Consider the following 17,275-nt stretch of genomic DNA (forward strand, 5'->3'; position numbering starts at 1 on the left):
TATTAGCGGTCAATCTCCCCGAACACAATATCTTGGGTACCAATAATGGTTACTGCATCAGCCAACATGTGACCACGTGACATCTCGTCCATTGCCGACAAGTGCACAAATCCTGGCGCACGAATCTTCATGCGATAGGGTTTATTTGCACCATCAGAAATTAAGTAAATACCAAATTCACCTTTAGGATGCTCAACAGCTGAGTAAGCCTCGCCATCAGGAACGTGAATACCCTCGGTGAATAGTTTGAAATGGTGAATCAACTCTTCCATATTGGTTTTCATATCCACACGCTTTGGTGGGGAAACCTTATGGTTGTCGCTCATCACAGGACCTGGATTAGCCTTTAACCAAGCTACGCACTGTTTGATGATGCGATTAGATTGACGCATTTCTTCCATGCGCACTAAATAACGATCATAAGAATCGCCATTCACGCCCACTGGAATATCAAAATCTAAACGGTCATAGACTTCATATGGCTGCTTCTTACGCAAATCCCACTCGATACCTGAACCACGAAGCATTGGACCTGTGAAGCCGAGCTGCAATGCGCGCTCAGGAGTCACAATACCGATATTCACTAAACGTTGCTTCCAAATACGGTTATCAGTTAAGAGGTTGCAATACTCGTCAACATTGGCATCAAACCCATTGGTAAATTGCTCGATGAAATCAAGTAATGTGCCACTACGATTTTCATTCAAACGCTTGATAGCAGATGCACTGCGAATCTTGTTCTTGGTGTACTGAGCCATTTGATCAGGCAAGTCACGATAAACGCCACCTGGACGATAGTAAGCGGCATGCATACGTGCACCAGATACCGCCTCATACATATCAAAGATATCTTCGCGATCCCGGAAAGCGTACAAGAAGACAGCCATTGCACCAACGTCCAGACCATGACAGCCAATCCAAAGCAAGTGATTCAGCAAACGAGTGAGCTCGTCATACATCACGCGGATATATTGAGCACGCAACGGAACATCAACTTGCAGTAATTTTTCAATGGCCATGACATAGGCATGCTCATTGGACATCATGGAAACATAATCTAAACGATCCATGTAGGGGACGTTTTGAATCCAAGTACGTGTTTCAGCTAATTTTTCTGTCGCGCGATGTAATAAACCGATATGCGGGTCAGCACGCTGGATCACTTCACCATCGAGCTCAAGCACTAGACGTAATACGCCATGCGCAGCAGGATGCTGAGGACCGAAATTGAGAGTGTAGTTCTTAATTTGTGCCATAACTTAAACCGGGCCTCCGTACTGCTCTTCACGAACAATGCGTGGAGTAATTTCTCGTGCCTCAATCGTGACCGGTTGATAGACAACACGTTTTAACTCTGGGTCATAACGCATTTCCACATTACCGCTGATTGGGAAATCTTTTCTAAATGGATGACCAATGAAGCCATAGTCAGTCAGAATGCGGCGCAAGTCTTCGTGACCGTCAAATAGGATACCGTAGAGATCGAAGGCTTCACGCTCAAACCAATTGGCCGCAGCCCAAACTGGTGTAATTGAGGCTACTAATGGGTAGCTATCATCGGGCGCAAAAACACGAACACGTAAACGCCAGTTGTGTTGCAAAGAAAGTAGATGGCTTACAACACCAAAGCGCAGACCGCTCCATGCTCCATCACGGAAATCTTGATAGTCAACACCACATAGATCAATCAATTGCTCAAAAGCAAGCGAAGGATCATCACGCAACAACATGGCAGATTCAAAATAAGTGTCCGCATTAACAACTACAGTCACCTCACCCAATAAAATCTCAATGGATTTAGCGCGCTTACCTAAAACTTTTTCTAAGTTGGCTGCTAATTGAATTAAACGATCTGACATAAATTAAGCCTTCCGCGCAATCGTGCTCGTACGAGCAATCTTAGATTGCAGCTGAATAATTCCATAGATCAACGCTTCTGCAGTTGGGGGGCAGCCTGGAACATAAATATCGACTGGCACAATGCGGTCGCAACCGCGTACTACTGAATAAGAGTTATGGTAATAACCACCGCCATTGGCGCAGGAACCCATAGAAATTACCCAACGTGGTTCTGGCATTTGGTCATAAACCTTGCGGAGTGCTGGAGCCATCTTGTTGCACAAAGTGCCGGCGACAATCATCAAATCGGATTGACGTGGAGATGGACGAAATACGACGCCAAATCGATCCAAGTCATAACGGGAAGCGCCCGCATGCATCATCTCTACCGCACAACAAGCCAGACCAAAGGTCATAGGCCATAAGGAGCCGTTACGCGTCCAGTTAATCAACTGATCCGCAGTGGTAGTTACAAAACCTTCTTTAAGTACGCCTTCCAATGCCATATCTATCACTCCCAGTCGAGAGCGCCCTTTTTCCAGATATATACAAATCCCACAATGAATTCCAATAAGAAAATCACCATAGAGGCGTAGCCAAGCCATCCAATGTCACGTAGCGCTACACCCCATGGGAATAGGAATGCAGTTTCTAAGTCAAATAGGATGAAGAGAATGGCGATTAAGTAGTAACGCACGTCAAACTTCATACGCGCATCTTCGAAAGCTTCAAAACCGCACTCATAGGGAGAGAGTTTTTCAGCGTCAGGCTTCGAAGGAGCCAAGATTTTTCCGAGGAACATGGGGACTAATCCCACCCCAATACCTACGAGGATAAAAAGCAGAACAGGAAAGTAATTAGCGAGATTCAAAATAGCCCTGATTCGTTTGTCTGGTAAATCCTAAAAACAACAAATTATTACTTATTCCACTACATAAGACATTGATTTGGAGCAAAAAACGCTCATCAATACCCTTTTTTGGTGCCGACGGCGAGACTCGAACTCGCACAGCCTAAGCCACTACCCCCTCAAGATAGCGTGTCTACCAATTTCACCACGTCGGCATCTTGCAAAACTCATCAATTCTACTGCATTGCACAAGTGCACTACCCCAAATTCTGGGCTAGAAAATCTGTAAAAGCCTACTGTTTTACTTAGGAACTGCTGGTTTACTTGGATCCTGTGTTGGGGCTACTGGAGCGGCTGGCATTGCTGCCGGGGCTACAGTTCCGGAGAGAACACCAGGACTTATTTCCTTCTTGTTACCAATCCAAGTAATTCCTAAAGTACAAAGGAAGAAAACTGCTGCAAAAACAGCCGTTGTATGGGACAAGAAATTAGCGGATCCGCTAGCACCAAAGAGGCTGCCAGAAGAGCCTGAGCCAAAGGCTGCACCCATATCGGCACCCTTACCTTGCTGTAATAGCACCAATAGAATGACAGCCAAAGCTGAAATTACCTGCAATACGATCAATAAAGTCTTAAACCATTCCACAGCTTATCTCCAAATAAAAAATCTATGCCTGACAAATAGCTAGAAAGTCCTGGGGATTCAAGGATGCTCCCCCAACCAATCCACCATCTATATCTGGCATGGCAAATAATTCATAGGCATTATCAGGCTTGACACTGCCGCCGTACAAAATTCCAACGTGAGATGCAACATCTTCATTAAATTCAGCCAATTGCAGACGAATAGCACGATGCATATCTTGCGCAACTTGAGCGCTGGCGACTTTGCCTGTACCGATCGCCCATACTGGCTCATAAGCGATTAAGCAATCAGCAAGACGATCTTGTAAAACACCCGCCTGCTTTGCAACTTGAGCACAAACAATCTCTTCCGCCCTACCTGAATTTCTTTCATCAGCAGTCTCACCCACACAAATCACTGGAGTCATACCATTGTCCAATACCTCGAGGGCTTTAGCAGCAACGACCTCATCAACCTCTTGGTGCATTTGACGGCGCTCAGAGTGCCCAACGATGACATAAGTACAACCAAGTTCTTTGAGCATTGAGGCCGCAACCTCACCGGTATAAGCGCCCGAACTATGGGCTGATGCGTCTTGTGCGCCTAGATTCAAAAAAGCCAATGAATGCTCTTTAATCAACTGTGCACATTGGGATAAATACGGAAATGGCGGGCAGACCGCATATTTACGTCCAGATGGCATTCCACTCTCCATGCCACGAGCAACGGTCTTGATCCAATCTTGATTGCTCGCAAGACTGCCATTCATTTTCCAATTGCCGATAACGATGAGTGGTCGCATAGGGGTAATGAATATTTCTAAACAGTTAAAACAATTTTGCCAACGTGCTCGGATGACTCCATCAATGCATGAGCATCTGCCGCTTGATCTAGCGTAAACGTTTTATAAATGACTGGCTTCAGTTTGCCAGCATTGAGCAAAGGCCAAACATTTTCAAAAAGCTGCTTGGTAATTTGCTTCTTAAATGAAACTGGGCGTGGACGTAAGGTTGAACCGGTAATGTTTAGGCGACGACGCAAAATCTGATTGGTACTCACTTCTGCTTTTGATCCACCTTGGATAGCAATAATCACAATGCGACCATCATCAGCGAGACAGTCAATTTCTTTTTGCACATAAGCGCCAGTAACCATATCAAGAATGACGTTAACACCTTTGCCATCAGTGGCCTTCTTCACTTCTTCTACAAAATCTTGTGTCTTGTAATTGATGGCGAGATCAGCGCCCAATGCTACACATGCGGCACATTTTTCATCCGTACCAGCAGTCACAAATACTTTATGGCCTAAGGCTTTAGCAATCAGGATTGCAGTCACGCCGATACCACTGGAGCCTCCTTGAACCAATAAAGTTTCGCCTTCGGCCAGTTGACCACGCATGAAGACGTTGCTCCATACGGTATAAAACGTTTCAGGCAAAGCTGCAGCTTCTTGGTCAGTAAACCCCTTAGGGTAAGGTAAGCACTGGGCTACAGGCGCAGTACACAAGTCAGCGTAACCACCACCTTGAACGAGTGAGCAAACCTTATCACCCAGCTTTAAGCCAAATATGTTGTCAGGATGAGCTAAATCACCGCCGACGATTTCACCGGCAACTTCAAGACCGGGAATATCAGATGCGCCAGCCGGAACCGGGTAATGCCCCTTACGCTGTAAAACGTCAGGTCGATTAATTCCAGCTGCCAGAACTTTGATCAAAATTTCACCAGTCCCAGCAGCAGGAGCTACTGGATCAGGGCGAGTAGTTGGCACCAGCATTTCTGGGGCGCCAAATTCTTTGATTTCAATAACACGCATAAATACTCCCGAGACTTCTTGCTTAGGCAGTTTCGTCAGAAGCAGGAGCTGCTTCAACAGCAACCTCGGCAGCGCCAGCTAAAGGAGCAATCGTGCCACCTTCATCAGCCATCGCAGCTTTCAATGACAAACGTAAACGGCCACGCTCATCAGCAGCAAGCAATTTCACGCGAACCACTTGGCCTTCTGCCAAATAGTCTTTAACTTCTTTTACACGCTCATTAGAAATCTCAGAGATATGCAAGAGACCATCTTTACCAGGAAGAATGTTTACCAAAGCGCCGAATTCTAGCAACTTCACAACTGGGCCTTCGTAGATCTTACCTACTTCAGCTTCAGCGGTAATGCCTTCGATACGAGCTTTAGCTTCAGCCATACCTTCAGCGGAAGTAGAAGCAATTGTTACAGTGCCATCATCTTTGATGTCGATGCTGCAGCCAGTTTCTTTGGTCAAGGCTTGAATTGTTGCGCCGCCTTTACCGATTACTTCACGAATCTTGTCTGGATGGATTTTGAAAGAAACCATACGTGGAGCATGAGCTGACAATTCTGTACGAACTGAACCCATTGCTTCTTGCATTTTGCTCAAGATGTGCAAACGGCCTTCTTTAGCTTGCGCTAAAGCCACTTGCATAATTTCTTTAGTAATACCTTGAACTTTAATGTCCATCTGGAGTGCAGTAATACCGTTAGCAGTACCCGCTACTTTGAAGTCCATATCGCCCAAGTGATCTTCATCACCCAAGATGTCAGTCAACACAGCAAAACGGTTGCCGTCGAGAATCAAGCCCATTGCTACACCAGCAACGTGTGCTTTAACTGGAACACCAGCATCCATCATTGCTAAACAGCCGCCGCAAACAGAAGCCATTGAAGATGAACCATTGGACTCAGTAATCTCTGAAACAACACGGATGCTGTATGCAAAATCTTCAGCACTTGGCAATACTGGAATCAATGCGCGCTTAGCTAAACGGCCGTGACCAATTTCACGACGCTTTGGGCTACCTACACGACCTGTTTCGCCAGTAGCGAACGGAGGCATGTTGTAGTGGAACATGAAACGATCACGGTACTCACCTTCAAGCGCATCAATGATTTGCTCGTCACGTGCAGTACCTAAAGTAGCTACAACAAGAGCTTGTGTTTCACCACGAGTAAACAATGCAGAACCGTGTGTACGTGGCAATACGCCGTTACGAATTTCAATCGGACGCACAGTACGTGTATCGCGACCATCGATACGTGGCTCACCGTTCAAAATCTGGCTACGAACAATCTTCGCTTCGATTTCAAACAAGATATCGTTAACAGCTACTGCGTCAACATCACCCTCTTCTTGTAACTTAGCAACCACTTCTTTAGTAATTTCTTTGAGCTTGTCTGAACGAGCCCCTTTTTGACGAATCTGATAAGCCTCGCGCAATGGCGCTTCAGCCAATGCAGTTACCTTAGCGATGAATGGCTCATCTTTAGGTGCTGCAGTCCAATCCCACTCTGGTTTACCAGCTTCACGTACCAAATCATTGATTGCGTTGATGGCTGTTTGCATTTGGTCATGACCATATACAACCGCACCCAACATCACTTCTTCAGATAATTGGTTTGCTTCAGACTCAACCATCAATACAGCAGCCTGTGTACCAGCTACGATCAAATCGAGTTCGCTAGTGGCTTGCTCTGTACGAGTTGGGTTCAAGAGGTATTGACCATTAGCGTAACCAACGCGTGCTGCGCCAACTGGGCCAGCAAATGGGATGCCTGAAATAGCCAAAGCTGCAGAAGCCGCGATCAAAGCAGGAATATCAGAAGGAACATCAGGGTTGATAGACAACACATGAACCACTACTTGAACTTCATTCAAGAAGCCCTCTGGAAACAAAGGACGCAATGGACGGTCGATCAAGCGGGAGATCAATGTCTCACCTTCTGATGGACGACCTTCGCGACGGAAGAAGCCGCCGGGAATCTTACCTGCTGCGTATGTTTTTTCTAGGTAGTCAACAGTCAACGGGAAAAAAGACTGGCCTGGCTTTGCAGACTTAGAGGCTACTACTGTACCCATAACTACTGTGTCATCGACGTTAACAATAACAGCGCCACCGGATTGACGGGCGATCTCGCCTGTTTCCATTGTTACTTGATGGTTGCCCCATTGAAAACTTTTTACTGCTTTTTTAAACATTGTCATTCTGATCTTCTCCAAATTGTTCACGCAAAACTCACATGAGAGTTGCGCTTGTCGTGGGATAAAGCAGTGTCACGACAACACTGGAGCGATTTAAGATCACAAGGGATGCCATTCCAGGGAGACTCTGAATCAACTTTCAGAAGCTCATTGGAATGACACAATCCCCTACACAAATAATCTTGAAGCGCCCAAAAAAACATGCCATCTGCTTAAGACTGAATCCGCGAAGAAACAACCCTAAGATAGATGGCATTGCATACCGATAAGAATTACTTACGGAGACCTAATTTCTCAATCAATGCGCGATAGCGGTCCAAATCTTTGCCCTTGAGGTAATCCAAGAGGCGACGGCGACGTGAAACCATCTTCAACAAACCACGACGGCTGTGATGATCCTTAGCGTTAGCCTTGAAATGGGGGGTTAATTCATTGATGCGGGCTGTGAGCAATGAAACTTGAACTTCAGGGCTACCCGTATCGTTTGCGCTGCGCGCGTTATCTTTGACGATTTCCGCCGTTTTAATATCAGCAACTGCCATTTTTAATACTCCTTACTTGCGAACACTCGAGCTTTCACCCAGTCTGTGTCGTGCGTGATTAACAAAATAAAACAAAAAAGCTTTAAAAATCAAAGCCATCGAATTGTAGCAGAGCCGGCACGTATTTACCGGATTCCCCCATGGAAGTTGTTATGCTGTAGGCTTATATTTAGGCAAATAAATACACTTTTCCCATATTAATCAATAACTTATAAAATATGTCCTTACTACATCGCTCACTTATTGGATTTCTCTGCCTCGGATTCGGACTTTTTCAGCCCGCCCATGCCCAGTTTGGATCCTTTTTTGGGCAAGATAAAACGGTTGCAGAGCAACGCCAGGACATTTTGATTAAAAACCAAGCAATCCTGAAGCAACTTTATGAGGCGCAGCCAAAAGCGAAGGATCTCATTGAAAAGTCAGTAGGTTATGCGACCTTTAGTAACTTCGGCATGAAAATTCTAATTGCAGGAGGCGGAACTGGTAGCGGCGTTGTGATTAACAAAGCAAACAAGAAGCCCGTCTACATGAATATGGCTGAAGTTCAGGCTGGCTTGGGCCTGGGCATTAAATCATTCCAAAATATTTTTGTATTTGAAACTGAAACAGCTATGAATGACTTTATTAACTCAGGCTGGACTTTCGGTGGCCAGGTAACCGCTGCTGCGAAATACGAAAAAGATGGCGGCGCATACCAGGATGCAACCGTAGTTGCCCCGGGAGTTTTAATGTACCAATTGACAGACTCTGGCATTGCCGCTGAAATCACCGGCAAAGGCACCAAGTACTATAAAAACACTGACTTAAATAAGTAAATCTCTTTGCAGATGACTCAATGATTAAGGAGTCATCTGTGCATTGAGCTTGGCCTGACTCGGATCATGCAATTTGTTCAAAGCAGATAAATAGGCTTTTGCAGAAGCAGCAATGATGTCTGGGTCTGTGCCTACGCCATTCACAATACGACCGCCTTTTGCCAAGCGTACTGTCACCTCACCTTGAGACTGCGTACCTGATGTAATGGCATTGACAGAATAGAGCAACTGCTCTGCCCCACTCTTCACAATTTCTTCAATTGCATTCAAACTCGCATCTACTGGACCATTACCTTCTGCTTCAGAGCACATCTCTTTATCACCCATGCGAAAAGTCACGCGAGATTTAGGGCGCTCGCCAGTTTCAGAGTGCTGGCTTAAGGAAATAAATTTATAGTGCTCACCCTCTTCTGCAGCAGCAGAATCAGACATGATTGCAATAATATCTTCATCAAATATCTCAGACTTTTGGTCAGCCAATGATTTAAATCTGGCGAAGGCTTCATTCAATTCAGCCTCGGCTTCAACGGTGATTCCCAATTCTTGCAAGCGCTGCTTAAAGGCATTCCGGCCAGATAACTTACCCAAAACAATCTTATTAGCAGACCAACCCACATCTTCTGCGCGCATGATTTCATAGGTGTCGCGGTTCTTCAAAATACCGTCTTGATGAATGCCTGAAGTATGCGCAAAGGCGTTGGCACCAACGACCGCCTTGTTAGGTTGGACCACAAAGCCGGTGATCTGAGATACCAATTTAGATGCTGGAACAATTTGTGTTGCATCAATGCCGCACACCATATCAAAGTAGTCTTTACGTGTGCGCAAAGCCATCACAATTTCTTCTAAAGCGGTATTACCTGCACGCTCGCCTAAGCCGTTAATCGTGCACTCAATTTGACGCGCTCCGCCAATCTTTACACCCGCCAAGGAATTGGCAACTGCCATTCCCAAGTCGTTATGGCAATGCACTGACCAGACCGCTTTATCGGAGTTGGGCACGCGGGTTCGCAAAGTCTTAATAAATTCTCCATACAACTCAGGAGTGGCATAACCTACGGTATCAGGAATATTGATAGTAGATGCACCTTCGTTAATAACCGCCTCAACTACTCTGCACAAGAAATCCATTTCAGAGCGATAACCATCTTCAGCTGAAAACTCAATATCTGAGGCCAAGTTACGTGCAAAACGAATGGAGCGTTTAGCCTGTTCTAAAACTTCTTCTGGAGACATGCGTAATTTAACGGCCATATGCAATGGACTTGTTGCCAAGAATGCATGTATACGTTTTGCATTTGCCGCTTGCAATGCATCGGCAGCTCGTGTGATGTCCTTGTCGTTAGCTCTAGCCAACGAACAAACAATAGAATCCTTAACAGCGGCCGCAACCGCTGATATAGCTTGGAAGTCACCCTCAGAGCTAGCAGCAAAGCCTGCCTCGATCACATCTACTTTAAGACGCTCTAATTGACGCGCAATGCGTACTTTTTCATCTTTAGTCATGGATGCACCCGGCGATTGCTCACCATCACGCAAGGTGGTATCAAATACGATTACTTTGTCGCTCATCACTACTCTCCGGTTTTAAACACTTTTTTACTTCTTCAGATAACTTAATCTCATAAAACAAAAACCCCAGCAATTAGCTGGGGCTGGTATGTGGTGGTTAATGAATCTGGTTTATCTCATTAACTCAGGCCTTACCCGCCCCAAGCTTTAGGCTTAGTGCTAGCGGAAGGAGGCTAGATAAAGGTGAGAAATTCATCAACATGGAATTAATATACCCCAAAAATAGGGAATTAGCCAAAACGTTTACCGCTGAGATGCTCCCAAGCCCAAATTACATAGCCAGAGATGGAATAAATCACGAATAAACCAAACAGCGTTAATGGCGGGTTTGAGGATATTAAGACAAAAGTCAAGATCATTAAAACCATCACACCAAATGGCACGCGGTAACGGACATCCAAGGCCTTACCACTATAAAAGCGAGCATTAGAAACCATAGTCAGTCCGGCATAGACGGCGATAAAGAAGGTAATCCAAGGGATTGCTGTATCGCGAACTGGAATCTTATTATCATCAGCCAACCAAATAAAGCCGGCCATTAATGCACCTGCAGCCGGACTTGGCAGTCCTTGAAAAAACTTCTTATCCACTACGCCCGTATTCACATTAAAGCGGGCTAAACGCAAGGCAGCACCAGCACAGTATGTGAATGCTGCTAACCACCCCCATTTACCCAAATCTTTTAATGCCCATTCATAAGCGACCAATGCAGGCGCAACCCCAAACGAGACCATATCAGCAAGAGAATCGTACTGCTCACCGAAAGCGCTTTGAGTGTTGGTCATACGGGCCACACGCCCATCCATGCCGTCCAATACCATTGAAGCAAAGATGGCAATTGCCGCAATCTCAAACTGGTGATTCATTGCGTTCACAATGGCATAAAAGCCACAAAACAAAGCTGCGGTTGTAAAAGCATTTGGAAGAAGATAGATGCCTTTGCTGCGTAAGCGGGGCTTTTGAGGATGCAACTCCTCTACTTCGTAATCAATACCATCACCTAAGTCTTCAGCCCATTGATCTTGTGAAGAAGTAAGACGTTTCTGAGAGAGGCGGCTACGGTCAATACGGCCACGACGGCGAAATGTAGTCAAAGAATATCCCAGTGAATAATATTTCGAATCAATCCAAACCAGGCAAACGAGCCAAGGCTGTATTTGTTGCAAATACTTTATCACCAACGCTCACTAGCGGCTCTGCAGTCAGTGGCAAATAAATGTCTACTCGTGAACCAAAGCGAATAAATCCGTAGCGCTCACCTACTTTGAGGCGATCGCCAACATGAATGTAGCAAAGAATACGGCGGGCAATTAAGCCAGCAACCTGGACCAAAGTAACTACTTGACCATTGGCATCGATAACAACGGCATTTCGCTCGTTCTCGGTAGATGCTTTATCCAAATCGGCATTCACAAATTTACCGGGGAAGTATTGAATCTCTTTCACCAAGCCATTTACCGCGCTACGATTAGAGTGCACGTTAAACACGTTCATGAATACGCTGATTTTGAGCGCTTCACGACCAGCATACGGATCATTAGTTTTTTCAACGACAACAATCCGTCCATCCGCCGGAGATAAAACAAGATCGCGACCTAAAGCAGGAATACGCTGTGGGTCACGAAAGAACTGCAGAACAAAGAAAAAAATGATCCAAAGAGGCCATGACCAAGCTATCCCACCTAAATAGTGAACTAGCAAAGTCAATGCCCCCACTAACGCTAAATACGGCCAACCTTCTTTCGCAATAATGGGGTGCGGATACATCATCTTTGTTCTGAGCCTTTTATTGAACTGCTATTAGTAGATGCTTAGCTTTTAGCTTAGTTCTTAGTCTGGTCAACTAACTTATTCTTAGCAATCCAAGGCATCATGGCGCGCAATTTAGCACCAACAACTTCGATGTCATGTTCTGCGTTCAAACGACGACGTGAAATCAAAGTAGGCGCACCTGCTTTGTTTTCCAAGATAAAGCTCTTAGCGTACTCACCGGTCTGAATATCTTTCAAGCACTGACGCATTGCATTCTTAGTGTCTTCAGTCACAACACGTGGGCCAGTAATGTACTCACCGTACTCAGCATTGTTAGAGATGGAATAGTTCATATTGGCAATACCACCTTCGTAGATCAAGTCAACAATCAACTTGAGCTCATGCAAGCACTCGAAGTAAGCCATTTCAGGAGCATAACCAGCCTCAACCAAAGTTTCAAAACCGGCTTTGATCAATTCAACCGCACCGCCACAAAGAACAGCCTGCTCACCGAACAAGTCAGTTTCAGTTTCTTCGCGGAAGTTAGTCTCAATGATGCCAGCACGACCGCCGCCGTTTGCAGTTGCGTATGACAAAGCAACATCACGAGCGGAGCCAGACTTATCTTGATAAACAGCGATCAAATGAGGAACACCGCCACCTTGAGCGTATGTACCGCGAACTGTATGACCAGGAGCCTTAGGGGCAATCATGATCACATCTAAGTCAGCACGTGGCTGCACTTGACCGTAGTGAACGTTAAATCCATGAGCAAACGCCAATGCAGCTCCCTGCTTGATGTTGCCGTGAACTTCTTTGCTGTAAACATCAGCAATTTGCTCATCGGGCAAGAGCATCATGACTACGTCTGCGTCTTTAACTGCTTCACCAACTTCTTTTACTGTCAAGCCAGCATTCGCAGCCTTACTCCAGGAAGCGCCATCTTTACGCAAACCAACAGTAACGTTACAGCCGGAATCCTTCAGATTCAATGCGTGTGCGTGACCCTGTGAACCATAACCAATGATGGTGACTTTCTTGCCCTTAATGAGGGACAAATCAGCGTCTTTATCGTAAAAAACTTTCATGCTCTTTCCTTGTATTGAAAATGTAATTAATGCAGTAATCAGTTAAAAAAAATTAAACCTTGAGGATGCGTTCACCGCGACCAATTCCAGAACCGCCCGAACGGACAGTTTCGAGAATCGAAGCGCGATCAATCGAATCAATAAAGGCATCCAACTTGGCACCATCACCCGTTAACTCAATGGTGTAACTCTTGTCAGTCACATCAATGATGCGACCGCGGAAGATATCGGTAGTACGTTTGAGCTCCTCGCGCTCTTTACCAACAGCGCGCACTTTAATCATCATGAGCTCACGCTCAATATGTGGACCTTCACTTAAATCAAATACCTTCACCACTTCAACCAAACGGTTTAAGTGCTTAGTAATTTGCTCAATGACGTCATCAGAACCAAATGTGACGATCGTCATGCGAGATAAAGATGGGTCTTCAGTAGGCGCAACACTCAAAGTGTCAATGTTGTAACCGCGCGCAGAAAATAAACCCACTACACGCGATAAGGCACCCGGCTCGTTCTCAATGAGTACAGAAATAATATGTCGCATTAGAGATCCTCGCTACCCAAAAGCATTTCAGTAATACCCTTGCCTGCTTGAACCATAGGCCAAACGTTTTCTTCTGGGTCAGTCTGGAAATCCATAAACACCGTACGATCTTTTAAGCGAATTGCCTCTTTAAGCGCACCCTCAACATCGGATTTTTTCTCGATACGCATACCAACGTGACCATAGGCCTCTGCCAACTTCACAAAGTCAGGCAAAGAATCCATGTATGAGCTGGAATAACGTTTGTTATAGGTGAGCTCTTGCCACTGGCGAACCATACCTAAGTAACGGTTGTTTAAGGATACGATCTTGACAGGAGTGTTGTATTGCTTGCAGGTAGAGAGCTCTTGAATACACATCTGAATAGAGCCTTCACCAGTAATGGCGAATACATCCTTATCCGGAAATGCTTTCTTGATACCCATGGCATAAGGCAAACCTACGCCCATGGTGCCCAGACCACCTGAGTTAATCCAACGACGTGGCTGATCAAACTTGTAGAACTGAGCAGCCCACATTTGATGCTGACCTACGTCAGACGTGATGAATGCATCACCACCAGTGAGCTCCCACAGCTTTTGAACTACATACTGCGGCTTCACAATTTGTGAGGCTTCGTCGTACTTTAAACAATCTTTTTTACGCCACTCATTAATCTGATCCCACCAAGCAGCAACTTTGTCACCATTCTTGCGTGGGCCAGCAGCTTTCAATTGCGCAGTCATCTCTACCAATACTTCTTTGAGATTGCCAACAATAGGAACATCCACTTTGACACGCTTCGAGATAACGGAAGGATCAATATCAATATGAATAATCTTGCGCGGATGACTTGCAAAGTGTTGTGTATTACCGATCACGCGGTCATCAAAACGAGCGCCAATGGCAATCAACACATCACTGTGTTGCATCGCCATATTGGCTTCATAAGTGCCGTGCATGCCGAGCATACCCAAGAACTGAGGACTTGTGCCAGGGAAACCACCCAAGCCCATCAAGGTATTGGTAACTGGATAACCGAGTAAGTCGGCAAACTCTTTGAGCTCTGGAGCAGCATCAGAAAGGATTACGCCACCACCGGTATAGATGTATGGACGCTCTGCCTCTTGCAGTAACGCCACCGCTTTACGAATCTGACCGCTGTGACCCTTTACAACAGGGTTGTAGGAGCGCATTTCCAGAGTCTCTGGATAGACGAATGGCCCTTTAGCTGCAGATACGTCCTTCGGAATATCAATCAATACAGGACCAGGGCGACCTGTCTGTGCAATGTGGAAAGCCTTCTTCAGAACCAATGGAAGATCTTTAACATCTTTCACAAGGAAGTTGTGCTTCACTACTGGGCGAGTAATACCAACGGTATCAGCCTCTTGGAAAGCATCTTCACCAATCGCGTACGTTGGCACGTTACCGCTGATGATCACCATTGGGATCGAATCCGTATAGGCGGTTGCTATTCCGGTCACCGCATTGGTAACACCAGGACCAGAGGTAACTAGTGCAACGCCAACCTTACCAGTTGCACGCGCATAACCATCGGCAGCATGAACTGCTGCTTGCTCATGGCGAACCAAAATATGTTCGAACTTATCTTGTTTAAAAATTTCATCATAGATAAAGAGAACGGATCCGCCTGGGTAACCCCAGACAAATTCAACACCCTCTTTGTGCAGGGCATGCACGAGCATTTCAGCACCAATCATTTCTGGAGGCGCTTCTACGAGATTTGTATTTGTTGTGTCTTTGTTAGCTTTAGTAGCTAAAAATTCGGCGCTGCTTGTATTCATTTTCTTTCGTCCTTTGCAATTTTCGGCAAAAAATTGTTTGGTCTGTTCTATCTCTTGCTTTTGGCCTGAGTTCGAACGGCGCTGCTACCGGAAAAAACCACTTCTTGAATGAGATTCTAGGTAGTAAGCCCTATATTCTATAGCAATCCCCTAAAATGACTCAATTCTTACAGATTCAGGTCTAATCCATTGCATGGCATCAGCCCAAGAACTATCCGACTTTCTCAGTAGTGTTGAGCAGCGTGCTTTTAAGCAGGCGGTCTACGCCGTGCGTGATGACGATGCTGCGATGGATATCGTGCAAGATGCCATGATCAAATTAGCCGAGAAATACGGTGATAGACCAGCAGGAGAACTTCCCCTGGTATTCACCAGAATTCTGCAAAATCGCATTCATGATTGGTTTAGAAGGCAAAAGGTTAGAAATACCTGGGTCACCTTGTTTTCCAACATGGGCAAAAAGACCGATGAAAGCGATGATTTTGACCCTTTGGAGTCCCTTTCAGCCCCTGATGACAGTGAAATTCACCAAGATGGGGCTCAAAAGCTTGAAAAAAGTCAGCTTTTACAGGCCCTTGAGTCAGAAATATCTAAATTGCCTGTACGTCAACGAGAAGCCTTCCTGATGCGTTATTGGGATGAGCTAAGCATTACTGAGACGGCCAAAGCAATGAGTTGTAGCGAAGGAAGCGTCAAAACGCACTGTTCTAGAGCCACCCAGACATTAGCTAAAGCATTGAAATTAAAAGGAATTACGCTGTGAAACACTTTGATGACCAATTTACCCAGACCCAAGTCGACCAATTTGGCCAGGCTAGCGCTGCCCTGCTTCGTCAAGGTACTCAGAGCATTCCCAAGCATCTGAAAGATCGCCTATATGCAGCACGTATGAAGGCCCTTTCTGTTAGAAAACCTGAAAAAATCCGCATTCAGAAGCAAGTATTAGCTGGTTCGTCGCGTAATTTGACCTCTGGATCTAATGGCCTTTGGGATAGCGTTGGCTGGATTGCTCCGCTAGTAGTCCTTGTATTTGGCCTGATTGGCATTGCCCAATGGCAAGATGATTCTCGTATTAATGACATCGCCGAAGTGGATGCCGCTCTTTTGTCTGATGATGTGCCTCCTGATGCATATGCAGACAGTGGATTTATGGCCTTCCTCAAAAACGGCCCTCTCTCCGAATCTGATAGCCAATCCGACTTATTACGCAGCAAATAATCTTGCCTCGTTTGATGTCTATGAGAACTAGAACAGGTCAAGTTTTTTGCGCTGCCCTGTTGGCATTTTTCTGCGCCGCCCAGGTGAGTCCAGCACTAGCACAAGGAGCGCCTAGCGCTCCACATGGAAAGGCTACGGCCATTCCTGAAAAGAAACCTGATGGCACTTGGGATGGTTTAAAGCCAGCGCAACAGAAAATTCTTGCACCGCTAGAAAGCGACTGGGATTACATGCTGCCTGATAGTCGCAAAAAATGGATTCAGGTAGCTAACATTTACCCTAAGATGAGCGCACAAGATCAAGAGCGCCTTCAGTCTCGCATGACAAGCTGGTCCAATCTTTCGCAGAAGGATCGTCGCATTGCTCGGGAAAACTACCTCACCAGCCTCAAATTCCCTGCAGAGAAAAAAGCGGAGGCATGGTATGCATACCAAAAACTGAGTGATGAGCAAAAGAAAAAGTTGGCTGAATCTGAGCTCAAGAAAAAGCCTACTGCCGCCAATGCCCCAACACTTCAGCAACATCCTATTTCACCTAAGGCTGCTCTCCCCGCCGCCGTCATTGCTCCGAGCGCACCTGCGCCAGCAGATGGTGCCGGTTCTAATGCAGAAGCCGGCTCCCCTTATTAAGCGGTCGC

The 17,275-nt window shown here is 45.8% G+C and carries 19 protein-coding genes and 1 tRNA gene; 4 read left to right on the forward strand and 16 right to left on the reverse strand.

Translation table 11 applies throughout. From position 1 onward, the window contains the following. Positions 1–2 precede the first annotated feature (2 nt). The 10 genes from AOC28_RS03070 to rpsO form a co-directional block, all read right to left on the reverse strand. Positions 3–1,256 carry an NADH-quinone oxidoreductase subunit D gene (locus tag AOC28_RS03070; RefSeq protein WP_072582489.1) on the reverse strand — a complete coding sequence of 418 codons (1,254 nt, stop codon included), beginning with the start codon at positions 1,254–1,256 and terminating at the stop codon, positions 3–5. Between the two features lie 3 nt (positions 1,257–1,259). Next, positions 1,260–1,859 (reverse strand): NADH-quinone oxidoreductase subunit C, encoded by a 600-nt coding sequence (locus AOC28_RS03075; protein ID WP_072582490.1) that lies wholly within the window; start codon positions 1,857–1,859, stop codon positions 1,260–1,262. A 3-nt stretch (positions 1,860–1,862) separates the two neighbouring features. Continuing rightward, entirely contained in the window at positions 1,863–2,345 is a 483-nt protein-coding gene (locus tag AOC28_RS03080) for an NADH-quinone oxidoreductase subunit B (RefSeq protein ID WP_011902891.1), read from the reverse strand. 5 nt (positions 2,346–2,350) lie between these two features. Beyond that, positions 2,351–2,710, reverse strand: a complete 360-nt coding sequence (locus AOC28_RS03085) for an NADH-quinone oxidoreductase subunit A (RefSeq protein ID WP_012357790.1) — start codon at positions 2,708–2,710, stop codon at positions 2,351–2,353. A gap of 109 nt (positions 2,711–2,819) precedes the next feature. Beyond that, positions 2,820–2,904: transfer RNA gene (locus AOC28_RS03090), tRNA-Leu, on the reverse strand. Between the two features lie 86 nt (positions 2,905–2,990). After that, complete coding sequence (gene secG / locus AOC28_RS03095; protein WP_072582491.1) at positions 2,991–3,335, reverse strand: preprotein translocase subunit SecG; 345 nt, start codon at positions 3,333–3,335, stop codon at positions 2,991–2,993. 22 nt (positions 3,336–3,357) lie between these two features. Then, positions 3,358–4,116, reverse strand: a complete 759-nt coding sequence (tpiA, locus tag AOC28_RS03100; protein WP_072582492.1) for a triose-phosphate isomerase — start codon at positions 4,114–4,116, stop codon at positions 3,358–3,360. Between the two features lie 17 nt (positions 4,117–4,133). Further along, positions 4,134–5,132 carry an NAD(P)H-quinone oxidoreductase gene (locus AOC28_RS03105; protein ID WP_072582493.1) on the reverse strand — a complete coding sequence of 333 codons (999 nt, stop codon included), beginning with the start codon at positions 5,130–5,132 and terminating at the stop codon, positions 4,134–4,136. A gap of 22 nt (positions 5,133–5,154) precedes the next feature. After that, entirely contained in the window at positions 5,155–7,323 is a 2,169-nt protein-coding gene (gene pnp / locus AOC28_RS03110; protein ID WP_072582494.1) for a polyribonucleotide nucleotidyltransferase, read from the reverse strand. 269 nt (positions 7,324–7,592) lie between these two features. Continuing rightward, entirely contained in the window at positions 7,593–7,862 is a 270-nt protein-coding gene (gene rpsO / locus AOC28_RS03115) for a 30S ribosomal protein S15 (RefSeq protein ID WP_011902897.1), read from the reverse strand. 218 nt (positions 7,863–8,080) lie between these two features. Here rpsO and AOC28_RS03120 point away from each other — a divergent pair, with 218 nt between their 5' ends. After that, entirely contained in the window at positions 8,081–8,677 is a 597-nt protein-coding gene (locus AOC28_RS03120) for a YSC84-related protein (RefSeq protein ID WP_072582495.1), read from the forward strand. A gap of 24 nt (positions 8,678–8,701) precedes the next feature. On the opposite strand, the gene AOC28_RS03125 is transcribed toward AOC28_RS03120, so the two are convergent. From AOC28_RS03125 to AOC28_RS03150, 6 genes are all read right to left on the reverse strand, one after another. Then, entirely contained in the window at positions 8,702–10,249 is a 1,548-nt protein-coding gene (locus AOC28_RS03125) for a 2-isopropylmalate synthase (RefSeq protein WP_072582496.1), read from the reverse strand. A 230-nt stretch (positions 10,250–10,479) separates the two neighbouring features. After that, positions 10,480–11,343, reverse strand: a complete 864-nt coding sequence (pssA, locus tag AOC28_RS03130) for a CDP-diacylglycerol--serine O-phosphatidyltransferase (RefSeq protein ID WP_072582497.1) — start codon at positions 11,341–11,343, stop codon at positions 10,480–10,482. Between the two features lie 28 nt (positions 11,344–11,371). Next, positions 11,372–12,019 carry a phosphatidylserine decarboxylase gene (locus AOC28_RS03135; RefSeq protein ID WP_072582498.1) on the reverse strand — a complete coding sequence of 216 codons (648 nt, stop codon included), beginning with the start codon at positions 12,017–12,019 and terminating at the stop codon, positions 11,372–11,374. Positions 12,020–12,072: 53 nt separating this feature from the next. Further along, positions 12,073–13,089: a ketol-acid reductoisomerase gene (ilvC, locus tag AOC28_RS03140; RefSeq protein ID WP_072582499.1), complete on the reverse strand. Its 1,017-nt coding sequence runs from the start codon at positions 13,087–13,089 to the stop codon at positions 12,073–12,075. Positions 13,090–13,141: 52 nt separating this feature from the next. Beyond that, a complete protein-coding gene (gene ilvN, locus AOC28_RS03145) occupies positions 13,142–13,633 on the reverse strand; it encodes an acetolactate synthase small subunit (RefSeq protein ID WP_011902903.1) in 492 nt (163 codons plus the stop codon). Further along, a complete protein-coding gene (locus AOC28_RS03150; protein WP_072582500.1) occupies positions 13,633–15,420 on the reverse strand; it encodes an acetolactate synthase 3 catalytic subunit in 1,788 nt (595 codons plus the stop codon). Before AOC28_RS03150 ends, ilvN begins: the two co-directional genes overlap by 1 nt. A gap of 193 nt (positions 15,421–15,613) precedes the next feature. Here AOC28_RS03150 and AOC28_RS03155 point away from each other — a divergent pair, with 193 nt between their 5' ends. The 3 genes from AOC28_RS03155 to AOC28_RS03165 are packed head-to-tail and all read left to right on the forward strand — an operon-like array spanning position 15,614 to position 17,267. Beyond that, positions 15,614–16,183, forward strand: coding sequence for an RNA polymerase sigma factor (locus tag AOC28_RS03155; protein WP_072582501.1), 570 nt, complete (start codon positions 15,614–15,616; stop codon positions 16,181–16,183). Next, positions 16,180–16,638 (forward strand): DUF3619 family protein, encoded by a 459-nt coding sequence (locus AOC28_RS03160; protein WP_072582502.1) that lies wholly within the window; start codon positions 16,180–16,182, stop codon positions 16,636–16,638. The genes AOC28_RS03155 and AOC28_RS03160 overlap by 4 nt, the downstream gene beginning before the upstream one ends. 14 nt (positions 16,639–16,652) lie before the next feature. Beyond that, positions 16,653–17,267 carry a DUF3106 domain-containing protein gene (locus AOC28_RS03165; RefSeq protein WP_072582503.1) on the forward strand — a complete coding sequence of 205 codons (615 nt, stop codon included), beginning with the start codon at positions 16,653–16,655 and terminating at the stop codon, positions 17,265–17,267. Positions 17,268–17,275 lie beyond the last annotated feature (8 nt).

Source organism: Polynucleobacter sp. MWH-Adler-W8 (genome assembly GCF_001889925.1).
Lineage (GTDB): Bacteria > Pseudomonadota > Gammaproteobacteria > Burkholderiales > Burkholderiaceae > Polynucleobacter.